The following is a 19432-nucleotide window of genomic DNA, read 5'->3' on the forward strand; positions in this document are numbered from 1 at the left end:
CGGGCGGGGGCCCGGCTCATGTGATTCGCACGGCAGATTCCCGCAGAAGGCGGGACCCAGGTCAGGGGAGAAATCCATGCCCAACGCGCAGCGCCGCCGTCTCGCTGTCAGAAGTGCAGCGTCCGCCCTCGCCGTCGCCCTCGGCGCCACCGCACTCACCGCCTGCGGTTCGTCCGACGGCGACAGCAAGGCCGAGTCCGGTCCGGTCTCGCTGACGTACTGGACCTGGACGCCCGGCATGGACAAGGTCGTGGACCTGTGGAACGAGGGCCCGGGCAAGAAGGACCGGATCAAGGTCACCGTGAAGAAGCAGGCGTCCGGCGACTCGCTGGTCACCAAGATCCTCACCGCGCACAAGGCGAAGAAGGCCCCGGACCTGGTGCAGGCCGAGTACCAGGCGCTTCCGACGCTGGTCAGCAATGACGCGCTGGCCGACATGGCGAAGGACGTCGGCGACGCCGAGGGCAAGTTCGCCGCCGGCGTCTGGCAGCAGACCACGCTGGGCACGGACGCGGTCTACGCGATCCCGCAGGACATCGGGCCGATGATGTTCTACTACCGCGCCGACCTGTTCAAGAAGTACGGCCTGAAGGTCCCGACGACCTGGGACGAGTTCGCGCAGGTCGCCCGGCAGCTGAAGAAGAAGGCCCCGGACAAGGACCTGACCACCTTCTCCGCCAACGACTCGGGCCTGTTCGCGGGCCTCGCCCAGCAGGCCGGCGCCAAGTGGTGGACGACCTCCGGCGACAAGTGGAAGGTCGGCATCGACGACGCGGCGACGCAGAAGGTCGCAAGGTTCTGGGGCGGCCTGGTCAAGGAGGGCGCCGTCGACAACCAGCCGATGTACACCCCGGCCTGGAACAAGGCGCTCAACACCGGCAAGCAGATCGCCTGGGTCTCCGCCGTGTGGGCGCCGGGCACGCTGACCACGGCCGCGCCCGCCACGAAGGGCAAGTGGGCCATGGCCCCGCTCCCCCAGTGGTCCGCCGGCCAGAACGTCACCGGCAGCTGGGGCGGCTCCTCCACGGCCGTCACCACGGACTCCGCCCACCGGGAGGCCGCCGCCAAGTTCGCCGCGTGGCTGAACACCGACGGCTCCGCGCTGCAGGCGCTGGCCAAGGAGAGCGGCATCTACCCGGCCGCCACGAACGCCCAGACCAGCGGCGCCTTCGCCACTCCCCCGGCGTACTTCGCCAACCAGTCGGACTTCTACACCAAGGCCGCCGAGATCGCGAAGACCACCGCGCCCTCCGCCTGGGGCCCGAACGTGAACGTCGCGTACACCACCTTCAACGACGCCTTCGGCGCCGCCGCCAAGAACAAGTCGGACTTCGTCGCCGCCCTGAACACAATGCAGGACGCCACGGTCGCCGACCTGAAGAAGCAGGGCTTCGGGGTCTCTCAGTGACCAGCGCCGCCCGCCGGAGGTCGTACGGGGTCAAGGGGGCCCCGTACGGCTTCCTGATCCCCGCGACGACCCTCTTCCTGCTCTTCTTCGCGCTGCCCATCGGCTACGCCGTCTACCTCAGCTTCCGCAAGGTGCACGTCTCCGGACTCGGCCTGGGATCGGGTGCGCGGAGCGAGGTCTGGGCCGGCGCCGAGAACTACACCGACGCGCTGACCGACAGCGAACTGATGCACGGGGCGCTGCGCGTGCTGGGCTACGGCTGCATCGTCGTACCGGTGATGCTGGGCCTCGCCCTCCTCTTCGCGCTGATGCTCGACTCCGACAAGGTGCGGTTCGCACCCGTCACGCGGCTCGCCATCTTCCTGCCGTACGCCATCCCCGGCGTCGTCGCGGCGCTGATGTGGGGCTTCCTGTACCTGCCGGACGTCAGCCCCTTCTACTACGTGCTCGAAAAGCTCCACCTGCCGCAGCCGGACCTCCTCGACGGCGGTCCGCTGTACCTCGCCATGTCGAACATCGCGGTCTGGGGCGGCACCGGCTTCAACATGATCGTCATCTACACCTCGCTGCGGTCGATCCCGGCCGAGGTGTACGAGGCGGCGAGGCTGGACGGCGCCACCCCGCTGCAGACCGCGCTGCGGATCAAGATCCCTATGGTGGCGCCGTCGCTGGTGCTCACCTTCTTCTTCTCGATCATCGCCACGCTCCAGGTGTTCAACGAGCCGACGACCCTCAAGCCGCTCACCAACTCCCTGCCCCTGACCTGGAGTCCGCTGATGACCGTCCACCAGGACGCGTTCCGCAAGGGCGACATCTACCAGGCCGCCGCCGAGGCCGTGATCATCGCTGTCGTGACGCTCGTGATGTCCTTCGGCTTTCTGCGGGCGGCCAACCGCCGCCAGAAGCAGGAGGTGAAACGATGAGCTCCCTCGCCGTCCGCAAGGCCCCGTCCGCCGCGGGCACCACCGGCGCCACCCGAAGCCGGCCGCCGTCGCGCCGCCGTATCGCCCTGGTCCCCACGCTCACCCTGGTGCTGGGCGCGCTCTACACGCTGCTGCCGGTGGCGTGGGTGATCATCGCGTCCACGAAGTCGGGCAGTGAGCTGTTCTCCACGTTCACCTTCCTGCCCGGCACCGGCTTCGGCGACAACATCGAGCAGCTCGACGCCTATCGCGACGGCGTGTACTGGACCTGGATGGGCAACTCCGCCCTGTACGCCGGTCTGGGCGCGCTGCTGTCGACGTGCGTGTCGGCGTTCAGCGGCTTCGCGCTGGCGACGTACCGGTTCCGCGGCCGCGAGACGATCTTCAACATCCTGCTCGCGGGCGTGCTCATGCCGCCGATCATCCTCGCCATCCCGCAGTACCTGCTGCTGGCGAAGGTGGACCTCACCGACTCCTACCTGTCGGTGCTGCTGCCGCAGATCCTCTCCCCCTACGGCGTGTACCTGGCGCGGATCTACGCCTCCGCCGCCGTGCCCGCCGACGTGGTGGAGGCCGGGCGGATGGACGGCGCCGGCGAATGGCGGATCTTCACCCGGGTCGCGCTGCCGATGATGGTGCCGGGCCTGGTGACGGTGTTCCTGTTCCAGTTCGTGGCCGTGTGGAACAACTTCCTGCTGCCGTACATCATGCTCAGCGACGACGAGAAGTTCCCGATCACGCTGGGCCTGTACACGCTGCTCGAGCAGGGCTCGAACCAGCCCGCGCTGTACACCCTGGTGATCACGGGAGCCTTCCTGGCGGTGCTCCCGCTGATCGCGCTCTTCCTGGTCATCCAGCGCTTCTGGAGCCTCGATCTGCTCTCCGGGGCCGTAAAGTCATGACCATGAGCAACACGGGGGGCCGACGCAGGCCGCCGACGATCCACGACGTGGCGCGCGAGGCCGGTGTCTCACGGGGCACCGTCTCGCGGGTGCTCAACGGCGGGCACTACGTCAGCCCGGCCGCGGCGGAGGCGGTCAACGCGGCGATCCGCAAGACCGGCTACGTGGTCAACCGGCACGCCCGCTCGCTGATCACCGGCCGTTCGGACTCCGTCGGCTTCCTGTTGACGGAGCCTCAGGAGCGGTTCTTCGAGGACCCGAACTTCAACGTGCTGCTCAGCGGCTGCACGCAGGCGCTGGCGGCGCACGACATGCCGCTGCTGCTGATGCTGGCGGGCACCAAGGACGAACGGCGTCGCATCACGCGCTACATCACCGCGGGCCATGTCGACGGGGTGCTGCTGGTCTCCAGCCACTCCGGCGATCCGGTCGCGGAGGAGCTGCGCAAGGCGGGGGTGCCCCTCGTGCAGTGCGGCAAGCCCATGGGGCCCGGCTCCAAGGTCAGTTACGTCGCGGCGGACGACCGGGACGGTGCCCGGGACATGGTGCGCCATCTGCTGTCCCTGGGCCGCCGCCGCGTCGGCATGGTGACCGGCCCGCTGGACCTGCCGGGCGGTGTGGACCGCCTCGCCGGTTACAAGGAGGTGCTCGGGGAAGCGGGCATCGACGTCGACGACCGGCTCATCGTCTCCGGCGACTACAGCCGCGCCAGTGGGGAGGCGGGCGCCGAACGGCTGCTGGCGCAGGCCCCGGACATGGACGCCGTGTTCGTCGCCTCCGACCTGATGGCGCAGGGCGCGCTGACCGCGCTGGCCCGCGCGGGCCGCCGGGTCCCCGAGGACGTGGCCGTGGGCGGCTTCGACGACTCCGTCGCGGCCGTGGAGGCCACCCCTGCCCTCACCACCATCCGGCAGCCCTACGACCGCATCAGCGCCGAGATGGTGCGGGTGCTGCTCGCGCAGATCGGCGGCGAGGACCCGGCGGCGGTGATCCTCCCGACGGAGCTGGTCAAGCGGGACTCGACGTAGCGTCCGGCCCGGGCCGCGCGGGCCGTGCCCCTGCCCATACTGAGGGGCATGGCCATCTACGACACGCTCGGCACGACGTACGGCCGGACCGTCGGCCCGATCCACGGATCGCCGCTCGGATACACGCGGCTCTCGGGGATGCCACGGACGTGGTCAACGTCGGGGCGGGCACCGGTTCCTACGAGCCCGCGCGCACCGTGCTCGCCGTCGAGCCCAGCCGGGTCATGGTGGCCCAGCGCCAGCTGGGGAGCGCGCCCGCGGTGTGCGCGGTGGCCGAGCGTCTTCCGCTGCGGGACGGCGCCGCCGACGCCGTCATGGCGCTGCTGACCGTCCATCACTGGACCGACCCGGCGGCCGGGATCGCCGAACTGCGCAGGGTCGCCCGCCGCCGGATCGTCGTTCTGACCTGGGATCAGCGGATCTTCCGCGAGCGGTTCTGGCTGGTGCGCGAGTACCTGCCCGCGGCGGCCGCCTTCGACGACTCCCGGGCCGTCGCCGTCGACCGCCTCGCGGCCCTGCTCGGCGGGGCGCGCGCGGAGCCGGTGCCCGTCCCGCACGACTGCACGGACGGCTTCGGCGCCGCGTTCTGGCGCCGCCCCCACGCCTATCTCGATCCTCGGGTCAGGGCCGGCATCTCCCTGTTCGCGCAGACCGGCGAGGACGCCGTCGCACCCGGGCTGGCAGCGCTCGCCGACGACCTCGCGGCGGGGCGCTGGCAGGCACGGCACGCCGGTCTGGTCACCTTGGACACCCTCGACGTCGGCTACCGGCTCCTGGTGGCGGATGTCTGAATCGCAACCGGTCAGGATCCGAGAAGCCCCACCCCGCTCCCCCGCTCTAGCGTGACATCACCGACGAAATCCGTCGGTGACACCGCCGAGTCGAGGAGAACGCCATGACCGCCGGCCTGAACACGATCATCTACCCCGTCAAGGACATCGCCCGAGCGAAGGCGGTGTTCAGCGCCCTGCTGGAGACGGAGCCCTACGCGGACGAGCCGTACTACGTCGGCTTCAAGGACGCCGGACAGGACATCGGTCTCAACCCCAACGGCCACGCGCAGGGGTGGACCGGGCCGGTGCCGTACTGGCACGTCTCCGACATCCGGGGACGTCTGGCCGCGCTGGTGGAGGCGGGTGCCGAGGTGCTGGAGGACGTCCGCGACGTGGGCAACGGCAGGCTGATCGCCTCCCTGAAGGACGCGGACGGCAACCTTATCGGGCTGCTCCAGGACCCCGCCGCCTGACGTTCCGCGGGCCGCATGCATCCGCACTAGTTGCACACTCAACAACTGGCCGATTCGGTGTTACCGTGCGGGTATGGCGGTGAAGACGGCAGACGCCCGGCTCGAGGCGAAGTGGCGGGACATCCTGTCCGTGCACGCGCGCGCGATGTGCGAGATCGACCGGGCGCTGCACCCGCACGGCCTGGGCGCGAGCGATTTCGAGGTGCTCGACATCCTCGCGTCCGAGGCGCCCGAGGAGGGCGCCCAGTGCCGGGTGCAGAACCTCGTGGGGCGGGTGCATCTCAGCCAGAGCGCGCTGTCCCGCCTCATCGGCCGGCTGGAGAAGGACGGCCTGGTCGAGCGTTCCGTCTGCGCCGAGGACCGGCGGGGCGTGTACGTCGCTCTCACCCGCAAGGGGCGCGACCTGCACACCGAGGTCCTGCCGCTGCAGCGCGCCGCGCTGGGGCGCATCCTGGGCTGATCAGTCCGGCGCGCAGCCCCGCAGCACGAAGGCGATGACGTCGTCGAGCCCCGTCTCGCCGACCTCCGGGGGCAGGTGTCCGGTCGCCGCGAGGTCGGCGTAGCCGTGCAGCACCGCGAAGATCGGGCTCCCGACCCGCTCCAGCGACCCCTTGCGCACCTCGCCCCTGCGCTGCCCCTCCTCGATCAGCCGCTCGAGCAGCTCCGACCAGCGCTCGGTGGCCACGACCAGGGCCTCGGACGCCTCCGGGGCGTGCTTGAGCGAGTACATCAGCTCCAGCAGCGCGGCGTTCTCCAGGGCGAAGCCCACGTAGGCGCGGACCATCGCGTCGAAACGCTCCGCGAAGGATTCGCCGGCCCCCTGCTGTGACGCCTCAAGGACCTCCCGCAGCCGTTCGAATCCGGCCTGCGCCAGCGCGTCCAGCAGCGCCTGCTTGTCCTTGAAGTGACGGCTCGGCGCGGCGTGGCTGACGCCGAGATCGCGGGCGAGTTCCCGCAGCGACAGGTCGGCCGGCCCCCTCTCGCGGAGCGTCTGCTCGGCTCGCGCCATCAGGGCGGCGCGCAAATCTCCGTGGTGGTAGCGGCGAGTCCGGGAGTGCATGGGCTTCAGTGTAACGGTCATGTTTGTGACGCCTACATTGTTGCCGCCGTCACCATTGTTGTCATTGACAGCATTGTTGGCGCCGCCTACATTTGCGGTCATGGCTACTCGATCCAGCAAGTGGAATCTCAGCGACATCCCCGACCAGACCGGCCGTACCGCCGTCGTCACGGGCGCCAACAGCGGGCTGGGCATCGCCACCGTGGAGGCGCTGGCCGGCGCCGGCGCACATGTGGTGCTCGCCGTGCGGGACCCGGCTCGGGGCACGGCCGCCGCGGCGCGGGTGAACGGAAGCGTGGAGGTACGCCGTCTCGACCTCGCCGACCTTGCCTCCGTGCGGGAGTTCGCGGCGCAGTGGCAGGGCGATCTGGAGCTGCTCGTCAACAACGCCCGCGTCATGAACATCCCGGAGTCCACCACGAAGGACGGCTTCGAGACGCAGTTCGGCACCAATCACCTGGGCCACTTCGCCCTGACCAACCTGCTGCTGCCGCACATCACCGACCGGGTGGTGACCGTGTCCTCCGGCGCGCACCGGATGCCGGGCAGCCCGCGCATCCACTTCGACAACCTCAACCTGACCGGCGAATACGCCCCGATCAAGGCCTACAGCCAGTCGAAGCTCGCCAACCTCCTGTTCACCCTGGAACTGCAGCGCCGGCTCGAGGCCTCGGGCTCGTCCATGCGGGCGCTCGCCGCGCACCCCGGGTGGGCCGCGACCAACCTCCAGAGCCACGACGGCAGCGCGGTGCGCCGCCTCCTGATGCGGTTCGGCAACCGCTTCGTCGCCCAGGACAACAAGGCGGGCGCCCTGCCCACCCTGTACGCCGCCGTCCAGGACCTGCCCGGCGCGAGCTACGTCGGGCCGGACGGCCTCGGCGAGATGCGCGGTGCCCCGGCCCTGGTCGGCCGTTCCGCGGCGGCCAGCGACCCGGTCACCGCCCGCCGCCTGTGGGACGTCTCCGAGGAACTGACCGGCGTCGCCTTCCCGCTGTCCGCGGCCGTCGCGCGGGTGTGAGCGGTGACGGCGCTGCTCCTGGCGGCCGTACTCCTTCTCGGCATCGCCTGCCTGGTCACCGCGGTCGGCTTCTGACGGGCCCCGGTCGGGCACACACGCGACGCGGCACCACCCGCCCGGCCACGCGCCGCGCCCTGACTCACTTCGTCGGTCCCGCTGCCGGTGGTCGGCCCGAGGAGTCCTCGCCCGGTCTGCGGTCCGCCGGGCGGCGCGGGGGGATGGGGGTCGAGGTGAAGTCGCGCGGGCCGGTCCACAGGGCCGGTACGGCGTCGCAGCGGCGGCACAACCGGTAGGCGATCGACTCGTAGTTGACCCGCCACCCGTGGAAGTGCGGCCAGGCCTCGGCGGTGGCGCGTTCGACGCGGAAGCCCGCCGCCTCCAGCATGGCGACGGCGGCCTCGAACTCGACGGGGTCGAGCTGGATCGGGGCGTCCGGGTCGGGATCGGGGTCGAAGGGTATGCGCAGGGCACGGGCGACATCACGCAGGGCGGTGAACCCGGCGCGCAGCACCAGGCGCGCCTCGGGCGGGGCGCTGCGCGGAGTGAGCGCCAGCTGCATGGCCGCCGCGTCCATCACGGCGACGAGGCCGACCAGCCAGTGCCGGTAGGGCCGGGGTGAGCGGAACGCCAGCAGCACAGGGTAGGTGGAGTGGCTCTCGCCGATGTCGGAGGCCAGCCGCTCCCAGGCCCGGTACAGCTCCGGCAGCGCGGTCTCGGTGTCGACGAGGTACTGCCGGGCCAGGATCTCCGGACCCCACGCCGGTTCGCCGGCCCGTGACTGCAGCAGCGTCACCTCCAGTTCACGGCGGTTGTAGGCCGCGTAGAGCGTGGGCAGGTAGGCGATCTGCAGGGCGATGAGGACGGGGCCGGTGGCCGCCGCGACGAAGTCCAGTGCGGACAGCCGCAGCCGGGCGCCGCTGGCGAAGCCGAGGGTGAGCAGGCTGGAGCCCGCCTCCCGGAAGGAGCTGCCCCAGGACAGCCCGGACAGGGCGTGCAGCAACAGCCCGAAGCCGACCAGGGCGCCGCCCAGCCAGCTGGCGAGCATGCCGATCAGGATCAGCGGAGCGAGCCAGGTCTGCGCGCGGTCGATGGCGCCGTAGTCACCGCGCGGCGCAGCGAGCCGCAGCAGCCGGCGCAGCGTCCACCACAGCCGGTACACCAGCGTCGAGTACAGGCCTCGGGGTACGACCAGAGTGCGCAGCACACTGAGGCCCATGACCGCCAGCAGCAGCCCACCGGCCACGCCGGAGATCCATGTCATGCGGCCATTGTGACCCGAGCCGAGGCCCGGCGATCAGTGGCGGGGAGACGCAGGTCGGGGCCGGCACGATGCCCCACGATCGGCCTCGCACTCGGGGGACGGGTGGTTCGCCACCGGCGACCTCGGCTCCCTCGACGAGGACGGCTAGGCGGTCGGGACCAACGCAACATCTCGCGGGCAGCGGCGGGCCGGCCCCGTGGGGCCGATGCGCGTTACGGCCGGGCCAGCAGGGTGCGGACGCCTTCCGAGGTGAGCGTCAGGGGGCGGTCGGAGCCGGCGTCTATGGTCAGCGACAGGTCGTCGGCGGGCCACTGCGAGGCGAGCGCGCCCAGCGGCACCAGCCGGTAGCGCGAGACGAAGGGCAGCAGGTCGGCGAGTTCTCCCTCCGACGTGAACACGGGCACCACCGGGTCACCGCCCGGCTGCTCGAGGACGGGCAGCGCCACGGCCGAGGGGTCGGCGCCGTCCTCCTGGTTCGCGTCGTCGGGTACGGGCACGAGCACCTCGCTGCCGGCGAGGGTGTCCAGCGCCGCGGTGTCGTCGGTGTTCACGGCCAGCGCGTCCAGCGCCTGCCGGGCCGGTGTGGCGGGGTGGTCGTTGGCAGGTGTGTCCATGGAAAGTCCCCAGGTAGCGGCGGTCGTACGGCCTGCCCGGGGCATGATCGCGTCCGGGCACGGTTCTGCTCGCGTACCCGAACCCCGGCAGGCCATTCCCGTGACGCCCGGGGAAATCGCGGCGGTTCGTCCAGCGCATTGAGGCGGACCGTGCCGACTCCGGCGGTTCAGGGCAGCGGCCGGCACTCCAGCGCCTGTTCGTCGGCGCCGCCGCGCCCGTCCGGCTCCACCCGGTGCACACGGGCGTGCGGCAGCCGGGTCACAGTCTCCGTGAGCCGGCCGTCCGTGAACAGGGCGCCCGTCCCGTCGTCCAGCGCCCAGCCGGCCGGCAGCGATCCGGCGGCGACGGCGGACCGGTAGGAGGGGCGCCGGCCCGGTTCGCTGTCGTAGTGGGGGCAGACGGAGCCGGGCAGCAGGCCCAGTCCGTCCCGCAGGAAGGTCAGCGGGCCGAAGGAGTCCGTGTGCGAGCCCTCCGCCCAGCAGTTGGCGCCGGCACTGATGCCGCACAGCAGGGTGCCGCGGTCGTAGGCCTCGCGCAGCAGCCGGTCGACGCCGTGCACGCGCCACACCGCGAGCATGTTGGCGGTGTTGCCGCCGCCCACGTACACGACGTCCTGCGCGAGCAGATGCGCGCGCAGGGCGTCATTGTCCAACTCCCTTTCGAACAGCGGAAGTACGGAAGGCATGCAGTGCCGACGGGGCCGGAAGGCGTCGAGGAACCGCTCGACGTACTCGGGCGCGTCACCGCTGGCGGTCGGCAGGAAACAGATGCGCGGCCAGTCGGTGCGCACATGGCTGAGCATCCAGTCGTCCAGGAGCCCGTCGTCGTCGCTGCTGAAGCCTCCGCCGAGGAGGGCCACGCGGCGTCGCGGGCTCGGGGTCGGGTTCGTTCCGGCTCTCACTGCGCCTCCGCGAGCAACTGGGCGACCGTGGTGACTCGGACCAACGGCCGGTAGAGGTCCATGATGTGCAGCGCCTTGGCGTGCGAGTCGTCATCGGCGCCCGCGCAGGCGTCCGCGGCGACCAGTACTTCGATGCCGGAGTCGGCGGCGGCGAGGGCGGTGGACAGCACGCAGCAGTCGGTGCTCACCCCGGCCAGGACCAGATGGCCCTCGGGCTCCGCGAGGGCGGCGAGGGAGGGGCCCCACTTGCCGAAGGTCGGCGCGTCCAGGACGCGCGGGGCCAGGTCGCCGAAGTCGTCGGTCAGCTCCCACAGGCGGGCATCCGGCGCCTGCCGGGCGAAGGGCCACCGGTCGTAGTAGGCCCGCCAGGCGCCCTCGGGGCGGGTGGGGGCCACGAAGCGGGTGAAGACGGTCCGGTCGCCGTGGGCCGGCAGCAGGCGTCGTACTCCCGCCGCGGCCTCGGCGTAGCGCGGTGCCGCCCAGGGGCTGTCGGGTTCGGCGAAGACGCGTTGCATGTCGATGACGGCGAGCAGTCCGCTGGTCATACGACCGCTCCCGCGTCCGCCTGGCTCGGGGCCTGCGCTTCCTGGTCGCGCACCCGCCCGCGGCCCAGCGCGAGGGTGCCGAGGAAGCCCAGGGCGAGGGCGGCGAGGACCCCGAGGTTGGCGTAGGCCCAGGCGCCGCTCTTGCCGCCGAGGCCGAAGGGCTGCAGCAGGTAGCCCTGCCAGGTGAGCCAGTGGGCGGCCGAGTTGGTGACCAGGCCCCAGCCGAGGGCGGTGGCGGCGACGGTGAGCAGGAGCGGGGTGAGGGGTACGTCGCCGTAGCGGCCGGCGGGGCGGTACAGGTCGCTCTCGTCGTAGTCGCGGCGGCGCAGGGCGAGGTCGGCGAGCATGATGCCGCACCAGGCGGCGATGGGGACGCCCAGGGTGGTGAGGAAGCCCATGAACTGGCCGAGGAAGTCGTCGGCGACGAACACGATGTAGACCGAGCCGGCGATCATGAGGACGCCGTCTATGAGCGCGGCCAGGTAGCGGGGGATGCGCAGGCCCGCGGAGAGCAGGGCGAGGCCGGAGGAGTAGATGTCGAGGACGGCGCCGCCGACCAGGCCGAGGACGGCGACGACGGCGAACGGCACCAGGAACCAGGTGGGCAGCAGGGTCGTGAGGGCGCCGATGGGGTCGGCGGCGACGGCGGTGCCGAGCCTGTCGGAGGAGCCCGCCAGCAGCAGGCCGAAGACCAGCAGGAGCAGGGGGGCCACCGACGCGCCGAAGGTGGTCCAGCCGATCACACCGCGGCTGGAAGAGCCGCGCGGCAGATAGCGGGAGTAGTCGGCGGCGGCGTTGACCCAGCCGAGGCCGAAGCCGGTCATCATGAACACGAGCGCGCCGATGAACTCCTGCGCGGAGCCCGCCGGGATCGCGCTGACGGTGCTCCAGTGGATGTGGTCGGCGACGAGGACGACGTAGACGACGGTGAGGACGCCCGTGACCACGGTGATCACCGTCTGCAGCCGCATGATCAGGTCGAAGCCCATGACTCCGCCGACGACGGTGAGCGCGCCGACGATGATCAGGGCGACGACCTTGGTCTCGGTCCCGCCTCCCCAGCCGAGGCGGGAGAAGACGGTGGCGGTGGCCATGGTGGCCAGCGCGCACAGCACGGTCTCCCAGCCGACGGTGAGGACCCAGGAGATCACCGAGGGCAGGCGGTTGCCGCGTACCCCGTAGGCGGCCCGGCCCAGCACCATCGTCGGCGCGGAGCCGCGTTTGCCGGCGACCGCGATGAAACCGCACAGCAGGAACGAGAAGACGATGCCGACGATCCCGGCGATCAGCGCCTGCCCGAAGGAGATCCCGAAGCCGAGCGCGAAGGCGCCGTAGCTGAGTCCGAGGATGGAGACGTTGGCTCCGAACCAGGGCCAGAACAGGGTGCGGGGCGTGCCCTTGCGCTCGGCGTCGCCGATCACGTCGAGCCCGTGCGTCTCCACCTGGAGCTGCCGGGCCGCCGCTCTGCCCTCGGGGTTGTCCGGGGACCCTGCCATCGACGACCTCCCGTGTCGCGCGCGTGATGGCTGGAGGCTAAGTCGGGGCCGGTCGGCCGTCAATGATCAATGGGGACCGCCGCGCCGCGCTCGCCCCGGACCGCGCGGGGCGATGCCGCCTCGGGAGCCTCAGCGCGCCCAGAACGGCAGCGGTGCGCAGACGTTCGCGCAGGTGTAGCCGCCAGGCATGAGCAGGCCCGCGTCGTCCTCGTTGTTGTCGCCGCCGGCGAAGTGGACCTCGGGGACCCAGCCCCAGCGGCCGTTGTCCGCCATGGTGCTGCCCCACCAGTTGTTCTCGGCGGTGCCGTCCCGGACGGTCTGGCCCTTCATCTCGGTGACTGACCGGTTCGCCGCGTGCCCTGTTCGAGGTGGCCGACGACGAGGGCGCCCGGTGAGCGGGAGGCCAACACCGGGACATGCCCGCGGGTGAGGTTGCAGTGCAGGACGGTGGTGCCCGGCCACACCCGGCCGGAGAGCGGATCGGTGAGGTCCCGCTCGACGGGGCCGTGGCAGGGGACGTCGTCGGTCGCGTGGGCGGCGGGAGCGGTCAGGGCCGCCAGGGCGGCGAGCGCCGCTGGCGGCCCGTGAGGAGTCCGCGCTTGATGTGGATCACGCAGAAGGGAACGACCCCTCGCCCGGGGGTCACGGCGGTGTGGGTCAGGCGGGGGTCTCGGTCCGGTCGGGCGCGGCCCAGTGGGTGTGGAAGGCGCCGGGGCGGTCGGTGCGGAGGTAGGTGTGGGCGCCGAAGTAGTCGCGCTGACCCTGCAGGAGGGCGGCGGGCAGGCGGTCGGCGCGCAGGGTGTCGTAGTGGGCGAGCGCGGCGGAGAAGGCGGGGACGGGGATGCCGCGGCGGGCCGCGGAGGCGACGGTCTCCCGCCAGGGCACCTGCGCGTCGGTGATCTCCATGGCGAACTCCATCTCGCCGAGCAGGCTGACCAGTTCGCGGTCGGCGGCGTACGCGGCGCGGATGCGGTCGAGGAAGGAGGCGCGGATGATGCAGCCGCCGCGCCAGATCTTCGCGACCGTGCCGAGGTCGATCTTCCAGCCGTACTCGGCGGCCGCGTCCTGGATCATCTTCAGCCCCTGGTCGTAGGCGATGACCTTGGAGGCGTACAGGGCGTGCTCCACCTGGGAGGTGAAGCGTTCGGCCTCGGTACGGCTGAGCGCGGGCCGGGTGCCGCCGGGCAGCCCGGCGTAGGCGGCGCGCAGTTCGCTCTGGCCGGAGGCGGCGCGGGCGAAGGTGGCCTGGGCAATGGCGGTGACGGGCGAGGCCAGGTCGAGCGCGGTCTGCACGGTCCAGCGGCCGGTGCCCTTCTGGCCGGCGGCGTCGGCGACGATGTCGACGAAGGGGGCCCCGGTCTCGGCGTCGGTGTGGGCGAGGACCTCGGCGGTGATCTCCACCAGGTAGGAGCCGAGGCGGCCCCGGTTCCAGCTGCGGAAGACGTCCGCGATCTCGGCGGGCGTGTACCCGGCGACCTGGCGGAGCAGGTCATAGGCCTCGGCGATGAGCTGCATGTCGGCGTACTCGATGCCGTTGTGGACCATCTTGACGAAATGCCCGGCGCCGTCGCTGCCGATGTGGGCGGCACAGGGCTCGCCGTCGACCTTGGCGCTGATCCTTTCGAACATCGGCCCGAGGACGTCGTACGCCTCCGCCGAGCCGCCGACCATGATCGACGGTCCCTCCAGCGCGCCCTCCTCGCCGCCGGAGACGCCGGTGCCGACGAAGTGCAGGCCCCTTTCGCGCAGGGCGGCCTCGCGGCGGCGGGTGTCGGAGTAGTGCGCGTTACCGCCGTCGATGATCATGTCGCCGGGCTCCAGCAGCGGGGCGAACTCGTCGATGACGGCGTCGGTGGCCGCTCCCGCCTGGACCATGATCATGAGGCGGCGGGGGCGTTCGAGGGCGGCGACGAACTCCTCGGCCGTCTCGGCGGGCACGAACGCGCCCTCGTCGCCGTACACCTCGATCAGCGCGCGCGTGCGACTGGCCGAGCGGTTGTGGACGGCGACGGTGTAGCCGTTGCGGGCGAAGTTGCGCGCCAGGTTGCGGCCCATCACGCCCAGGCCGGTCACGCCGATGGCTGCGGTTGCGTTCATGGAGTTCGTCCCTTGAATCGGAGCGGTGGCGGGGCGGGCGTGCCCCATGCCCGTCAGGTACGGACGGGCGGCCGGATCGTCTCGATTTCCGCGGAGGCGGATGTGACGAACCCCGCTCAAACGATCGATCAACCAGGGTTTAACATATGAGCGCCGCCTAGCTCGAAAGATGGATCAGTGACTGCTGTCAACGACGACTCGTTCACCAACTGGAAGACCCGCGAGGAGATCGCGGAGTCGATGATCCCCCTCATCGGGAAGCTGCACCGCGAGCGGGACGTCACCGTCCTGCTGCACAGCCGCTCCCTGGTGAACAAGTCGGTGGTGAGCATCCTCAAGACCCACCGCTTCGCCCGGCAGATCGCCGGCGAGGAGCTGTCGGTCACCGAGACCATGCCGTTCCTGCGGGCGCTGACCGCGCTCGACCTCGGTCCCTCCCAGATCGACCTCGGCATGCTCGCCGCGACCTACCGCGGCGACGACCGCGGTCTGACGGTGGAGGAGTTCACCGCCGAGGCCGTCGCGGGTGCCACGGGCGCCAACAAGATCGAACGCGGCGAGGGCCGGGACGTCGTCCTGTACGGCTTCGGCCGCATCGGCCGGCTCGTGGCCCGCCTGCTCATCGAGAAGTCGGGCTCGGGCAACGGACTGCGGCTGCGCGCGATCGTGGTGCGCGGCGGCGGCGAGCAGGACATCGTCAAGCGGGCCTCGCTGCTGCGCCGGGACTCCATCCACGGGCAGTTCCAGGGCACCATCACCGTGGACGAGGCGTCGAGCACGATCTTCGCCAACGGCAACGCGATCAAGGTGATCTACGCCAACGACCCCTCCGAGGTCGACTACACCGCGTACGGCATCCGCAACGCGATCCTCATCGACAACACCGGCAAGTGGCGCGACCGCGAGGGCCTGTCGCAGCACCTGCGTCCCGGCATCGACAAGGTCGTGCTGACCGCGCCGGGCAAGGGCGACGTCCCGAACATCGTGCACGGCGTCAACCACGACACGATCAAGCCGGACGAGCAGATCCTGTCCTGCGCGTCCTGCACCACCAACGCGATCGTGCCGCCACTGAAAGCCATGGACGACGAGTACGGCGTGCTGCGCGGCCACGTGGAGACGGTCCACTCGTTCACCAACGACCAGAACCTGCTGGACAACTACCACAAGGCCGACCGCCGCGGCCGCTCGGCGCCGCTGAACATGGTCATCACCGAGACCGGCGCCGCCTCCGCCGTCGCCAAGGCTCTGCCCGACCTCAAGGCCCGGATCACCGGCAGCTCGATCCGCGTCCCGGTCCCGGACGTCTCGATCGCGATCCTCAACCTGCAGCTCGCCCGGGAGACCGACCGCGAGGAGGTCCTCGACCACCTCCGCGAGGTGTCGCTGACCTCGCCGCTCAAGCGCCAGATCGACTTCACCACCGCCCCCGACGCGGTCTCCAGCGACTTCATCGGCTCGCGGCACGCCTCCATCGTCGACGCCGGCGCGACCAAGGTGGAGGGCGACAACGCGATCCTCTACCTCTGGTACGACAACGAGTTCGGCTACTCCTGCCAGGTGATCCGGGTCGTCCAGCACGTCTCCGGCGTCGAGTACCCGACCTTCCCGAGTCCGGCTGCCTGACCTGGGAGCGCGTCTGGTCAAGGGTCGGCAATGCCACCTTTGACCAGACCGTTCCAGGGAATGAATCCGGCCACAGGGTGGATCTGTTCTCTGGAGGCGCCGTGACCACAACGTCCGAACCGCGGGTGCAGGGCCTGGAGATCCGGTCCATCGACTACGTCCCGCTGGACGAGCGCCACGGCAAGCTGTGGCACCTCGGCCCGCTGTGGTTCATGTCGAACGCGCAGATCGCCACGCTGGCCGTGGGCCTGATCAGCATCACCGAGGGCGGCAACCTGATCTGGTCGCTCATCGCGATCGTGTCGGGCACCGTCCTCGGCACCTTCTTCATGGCCTTCCACTCGGCCCAGGGCCCCCAGCTGGGCCTGCCGCAGATGATCCAGTCGCGGCCCCAGTTCGGCTACGTCGGCGCCCTGCTGGTCTGGCTGTTCGCCTACGTCCAGTACGCGGGCTTCAACGTCTTCAACACGATCCTCGCGGGCGAGGCCATGCACACCACCGTGCACGGCGGAGTGAAGCTGTGGGTGGTCGTGGTCACCGTGCTCGCCCTCGTGATCGCGCTGGTGGGCTACGACATCATCCACAAGGCCGAACGGTTCCTGACCTACACCTTCCTGGTCGTCTTCGGCGTCTTCACCGTCGGCGTCCTTCTCACCCTGCACTACCCGGCCGGCTCCTTCGACCTCGGCGCCTTCAAGTGGACGCCGTTCCTGGCCCAGTTCGGCGTGGTCGCCGGCTACCAGATCAGCTGGGCGATCTACGTCTCCGACTACTCCCGCTACCTGCCGCCGAACGTCACGGTCCGCAAGACCTTCTACTGGACCTACTTCGGCTCCGCCCTCGGCGGCATCTGGCTGATGGTCCTCGGCGCCCTGCTCGCCGCCTGGGCGGGCAAGGACTTCGACACGATCAGGTCGATCAACACGGCGGGTGACAAGGTGTTCAGCGGCTTCGGCGCGATCGTGCTGCTGTTCGCCGCGCTGGGCCTGGTCTCGGTCACCGCGCTGAACATGTACGGCGGCTCGCTCACCCTGATCAGCGCCATCGACTCGTTCAAGCGGGTGCGGCCCACCCTCGCCGTCCGCCTGGTCACCATCGGCCTCACCGCGGTCCTCTCCCTGGTCGGCGCACTGGCCGCGACGTCCAACTTCCTGGAGAACTTCAACAACTTCCTGCTGCTGGTCCTCTATCTCTTCATCCCGTGGACCGCGGTGAACCTGATGGACTACTACGTGGTGCGCCGCGGCCACTACGCCATCGCCGAGATCTTCAACCCGCGCGGGCTGTACGGCCGTTGGGGCTGGCACGGCATCATCGCCTACCTGGTCGGCTTCGCCGTCATGATCCCGTTCTTCTCCGTCGGCACCCTCTACACCGGGCCGGTCGCCGACGCCCTCGACGGCGCCGACATCTCGCTGTTCATCGGACTGCCGGTCTCCGCGTTGCTGTACTGGTGGCTGACCCGCTCGATCGACGTGGCGGCCGAGCAGCGGGTGGCCGAGGCGGAGGCCGAGGCACTGGAGCTCGCGGCGCACGAGCACCGCGAGCCCTGACCCGCCCGCCTTGTCACCGCCGCACTAACCGCGCTCCCCGGGCACTCAACTCCCGCAAAACACAACCCTCAACCATCCCCCTCGCCGTGGCCTCGCTGCCATATTCGAAAGCCACTTCGGAGGTGGCTGTGACGCGAGAGGCGACGACATCCCGGAACGGGGACACGGCGGCGCACGCCCCCGACGGCACCGCCGCGCAGCTCGCCCAACTGGAGAGCCGCCGCGTACGGGCGGTGGCCCCGGGCGGCGCGCGACGGCGGGGGCGACTCGGTGCGCGGGAGCGGATCGAACGGCTGCTGGACGCGGGCTCCTTCACCGAGACCGGTCTGTTCGTGCGGGCCCGCGGGGCCGGGGACGGTGCCCGGCGCCCGTACGGGGACGGGGTGGTCACCGGACACGGCACGGTCGACGGCCGTCCCGTCTGCGTGTTCGCCCAGGACTCCACGGTCTTCGGCGGCAGCATGGGCGAGGCCTTCGGCGAGAAGACGGTCGCCCTGATGGACCTCGCCCTGAAGATCGGCTGCCCGGTCGTCGGGCTCAACGACGGCGGCGGGGCCCGCATCCAGGAGGGCGTCGCCTCCCTCGCCCTCTACGCCGAGCTGGTCCGCCGCAACGTCAGGGCCTCCGGGGTCATCCCGCAGATCTCCGTCGTCCTCGGCCCCTGCGCGGGAGGCGCCGCCTACTCCCCTGCCATCACCGACCTCACGGTGATGGTGGACGGCGCCTCCCACATGTTCGTCACCGGCCCGGACGTCATCGAGGCCGTCACCGGCGAGCGCACCAGCGCCGAGGAGCTGGGCGGCGCCCGCACCAGCAACACCGTCAACGGCAACGCGCACTTCCTCGCCGCCGACGAGGAGGACGCGCTGGACACCGTGCGCGACCTGCTGTCGTACCTGCCCGCCAACAACCTCGAACGGCCCCCGGAGTACGCCCCCGGCTCGGCGCGCGACGGCGCCTGGCTGGACGAGGTCGTACCCGACCGGCTGGGACAGGCCTACGACATGCGGGACATCCTGCACGCGGTCGTCGACGACGGCGAACTCCTGGAGGTCCAGGCCCTGTTCGCGCCCAACATCGTCTGCGCGCTGGCCCGGGTCGAGGGCCGTACCGTCGGCGTCGTCGCCAACCAGCCCCTGCACGCGGCCGGTGTGCTGGACATCGACGCCTCGGAGAAGGCGGCCCGCTTCGTACGGTTCTGCGACGCGTTCGGCATCCCGGTGCTGACCTTCGCCGACGTGCCGGGCTACCTCTCCGGCGTCCGCCAGGAGCAGGCGGGGATCATCCGCCGCGGCGCCAAACTCCTGTACGCGTACGCCGAAGCGACCGTCCCCAAGGTCACCGTCGTCGTCCGCAAGGCCTACGGCGGCGGATACGCGGTGATGGGCTCCAAGCACCTGGGTGCCGACGTCAACCTCGCCTGGCCCACGGCCCGTATCGCCGTGATGGGCGCCGAGGGCGCCGTCGGCATCCTGCACCGGCGCGAACTGGCCGCCGCGGCCGACCCGCAGGCGCTGCGGGCCCGGCTCGTCGCCGCGTACGAGAGCACCCACGGCACCCCGTACCTCGCCGCCGAGCGCGGCTACGTCGACGCGGTCATCGCGCCGCACGAGACCCGCGATCAGGTGTGCCGCGCGCTCAGGACCCTGCGCGGCAAGCGGGCCCCGATGCCGGAGCGCCGGCACGGCAACATCCCCCTCTGAACCCACTGAACGCTCTGAACCCGCTGAACCCTGCCCTCTCTGACCCCGCG

General features: G+C 71.1%; 19 protein-coding genes. 11 read left to right on the top strand and 8 right to left on the bottom strand.

Annotated elements, in window-relative coordinates; genetic code table 11:
• Positions 1-76 precede the first annotated feature (76 nt).
• From FBY22_RS24475 to FBY22_RS24505, 7 genes are all read left to right on the top strand, one after another.
• A complete protein-coding gene (locus FBY22_RS24475; protein WP_142149353.1) occupies positions 77-1408 on the top strand; it encodes an extracellular solute-binding protein in 1332 nt (443 codons plus the stop codon).
• Complete coding sequence (locus tag FBY22_RS24480) at positions 1405-2331, top strand: carbohydrate ABC transporter permease (RefSeq protein ID WP_142149355.1); 927 nt, start codon at positions 1405-1407, stop codon at positions 2329-2331. Before FBY22_RS24475 ends, FBY22_RS24480 begins: the two co-directional genes overlap by 4 nt.
• Complete coding sequence (locus FBY22_RS24485) at positions 2328-3233, top strand: carbohydrate ABC transporter permease (protein ID WP_142149356.1); 906 nt, start codon at positions 2328-2330, stop codon at positions 3231-3233. The genes FBY22_RS24480 and FBY22_RS24485 overlap by 4 nt, the downstream gene beginning before the upstream one ends.
• Complete coding sequence (locus tag FBY22_RS24490; RefSeq protein WP_142149358.1) at positions 3230-4261, top strand: LacI family DNA-binding transcriptional regulator; 1032 nt, start codon at positions 3230-3232, stop codon at positions 4259-4261. Before FBY22_RS24485 ends, FBY22_RS24490 begins: the two co-directional genes overlap by 4 nt.
• Before the next feature lie 149 nt (positions 4262-4410).
• Positions 4411-5052 (top strand): class I SAM-dependent methyltransferase, encoded by a 642-nt coding sequence (locus FBY22_RS24495; RefSeq protein WP_260845104.1) that lies wholly within the window; start codon positions 4411-4413, stop codon positions 5050-5052.
• A 104-nt stretch (positions 5053-5156) separates the two neighbouring features.
• Complete coding sequence (locus FBY22_RS24500; protein WP_142149359.1) at positions 5157-5507, top strand: VOC family protein; 351 nt, start codon at positions 5157-5159, stop codon at positions 5505-5507.
• Between the two features lie 73 nt (positions 5508-5580).
• Positions 5581-5967, top strand: coding sequence for a MarR family winged helix-turn-helix transcriptional regulator (locus FBY22_RS24505; protein WP_142149361.1), 387 nt, complete (start codon positions 5581-5583; stop codon positions 5965-5967).
• Here the strand turns inward: FBY22_RS24505 and FBY22_RS24510 are convergent, their stop codons facing one another.
• Entirely contained in the window at positions 5968-6567 is a 600-nt protein-coding gene (locus FBY22_RS24510) for a TetR/AcrR family transcriptional regulator (protein WP_142149363.1), read from the bottom strand. It lies immediately after the preceding gene.
• A 100-nt stretch (positions 6568-6667) separates the two neighbouring features.
• On the opposite strand from FBY22_RS24510, the gene FBY22_RS24515 reads away from it, so the two are divergent.
• The gene (locus FBY22_RS24515) at positions 6668-7585 is read left to right on the top strand and encodes an oxidoreductase (RefSeq protein ID WP_142149365.1); all 918 of its coding nucleotides are present in this window, start codon (positions 6668-6670) and stop codon (positions 7583-7585) included.
• A 139-nt stretch (positions 7586-7724) separates the two neighbouring features.
• Here the strand turns inward: FBY22_RS24515 and FBY22_RS24520 are convergent, their stop codons facing one another.
• From FBY22_RS24520 to gndA, 7 genes are all read right to left on the bottom strand, one after another.
• Positions 7725-8846 (bottom strand): hypothetical protein, encoded by a 1122-nt coding sequence (locus tag FBY22_RS24520; protein ID WP_142149367.1) that lies wholly within the window; start codon positions 8844-8846, stop codon positions 7725-7727.
• A 212-nt stretch (positions 8847-9058) separates the two neighbouring features.
• Entirely contained in the window at positions 9059-9460 is a 402-nt protein-coding gene (locus FBY22_RS24525) for an SseB family protein (protein ID WP_142149369.1), read from the bottom strand.
• A 167-nt stretch (positions 9461-9627) separates the two neighbouring features.
• On the bottom strand, positions 9628-10362 hold the full coding sequence (locus FBY22_RS24530; protein WP_142149371.1) for a peptidase E: 735 nt from the start codon (positions 10360-10362) through the stop codon (positions 9628-9630).
• Positions 10359-10907, bottom strand: coding sequence for a cysteine hydrolase family protein (locus tag FBY22_RS24535; protein ID WP_142149373.1), 549 nt, complete (start codon positions 10905-10907; stop codon positions 10359-10361). The genes FBY22_RS24530 and FBY22_RS24535 overlap by 4 nt, the downstream gene beginning before the upstream one ends.
• Positions 10904-12403, bottom strand: coding sequence for a cytosine permease (locus tag FBY22_RS24540; protein WP_142149375.1), 1500 nt, complete (start codon positions 12401-12403; stop codon positions 10904-10906). Before FBY22_RS24540 ends, FBY22_RS24535 begins: the two co-directional genes overlap by 4 nt.
• 129 nt (positions 12404-12532) lie before the next feature.
• On the bottom strand, positions 12533-12733 hold the full coding sequence (locus FBY22_RS24545; RefSeq protein ID WP_142149377.1) for a hypothetical protein: 201 nt from the start codon (positions 12731-12733) through the stop codon (positions 12533-12535).
• A 327-nt stretch (positions 12734-13060) separates the two neighbouring features.
• Positions 13061-14500, bottom strand: coding sequence for an NADP-dependent phosphogluconate dehydrogenase (gene gndA, locus FBY22_RS24550; RefSeq protein WP_142149379.1), 1440 nt, complete (start codon positions 14498-14500; stop codon positions 13061-13063).
• A gap of 177 nt (positions 14501-14677) precedes the next feature.
• Here gndA and FBY22_RS24555 point away from each other — a divergent pair, with 177 nt between their 5' ends.
• From FBY22_RS24555 to FBY22_RS24565, 3 genes are all read left to right on the top strand, one after another.
• Positions 14678-16126: a glyceraldehyde-3-phosphate dehydrogenase gene (locus FBY22_RS24555; RefSeq protein ID WP_142149381.1), complete on the top strand. Its 1449-nt coding sequence runs from the start codon at positions 14678-14680 to the stop codon at positions 16124-16126.
• Positions 16127-16227: 101 nt separating this feature from the next.
• Entirely contained in the window at positions 16228-17679 is a 1452-nt protein-coding gene (locus FBY22_RS24560) for a cytosine permease (RefSeq protein WP_260845105.1), read from the top strand.
• Between the two features lie 128 nt (positions 17680-17807).
• Positions 17808-19382 (top strand): acyl-CoA carboxylase subunit beta, encoded by a 1575-nt coding sequence (locus FBY22_RS24565; RefSeq protein WP_142152496.1) that lies wholly within the window; start codon positions 17808-17810, stop codon positions 19380-19382.
• Positions 19383-19432 lie beyond the last annotated feature (50 nt).

Origin of the sequence: Streptomyces sp. SLBN-31 (assembly GCF_006715395.1) — a bacterium.
In the GTDB taxonomy this organism is placed as follows: domain Bacteria; phylum Actinomycetota; class Actinomycetes; order Streptomycetales; family Streptomycetaceae; genus Streptomyces.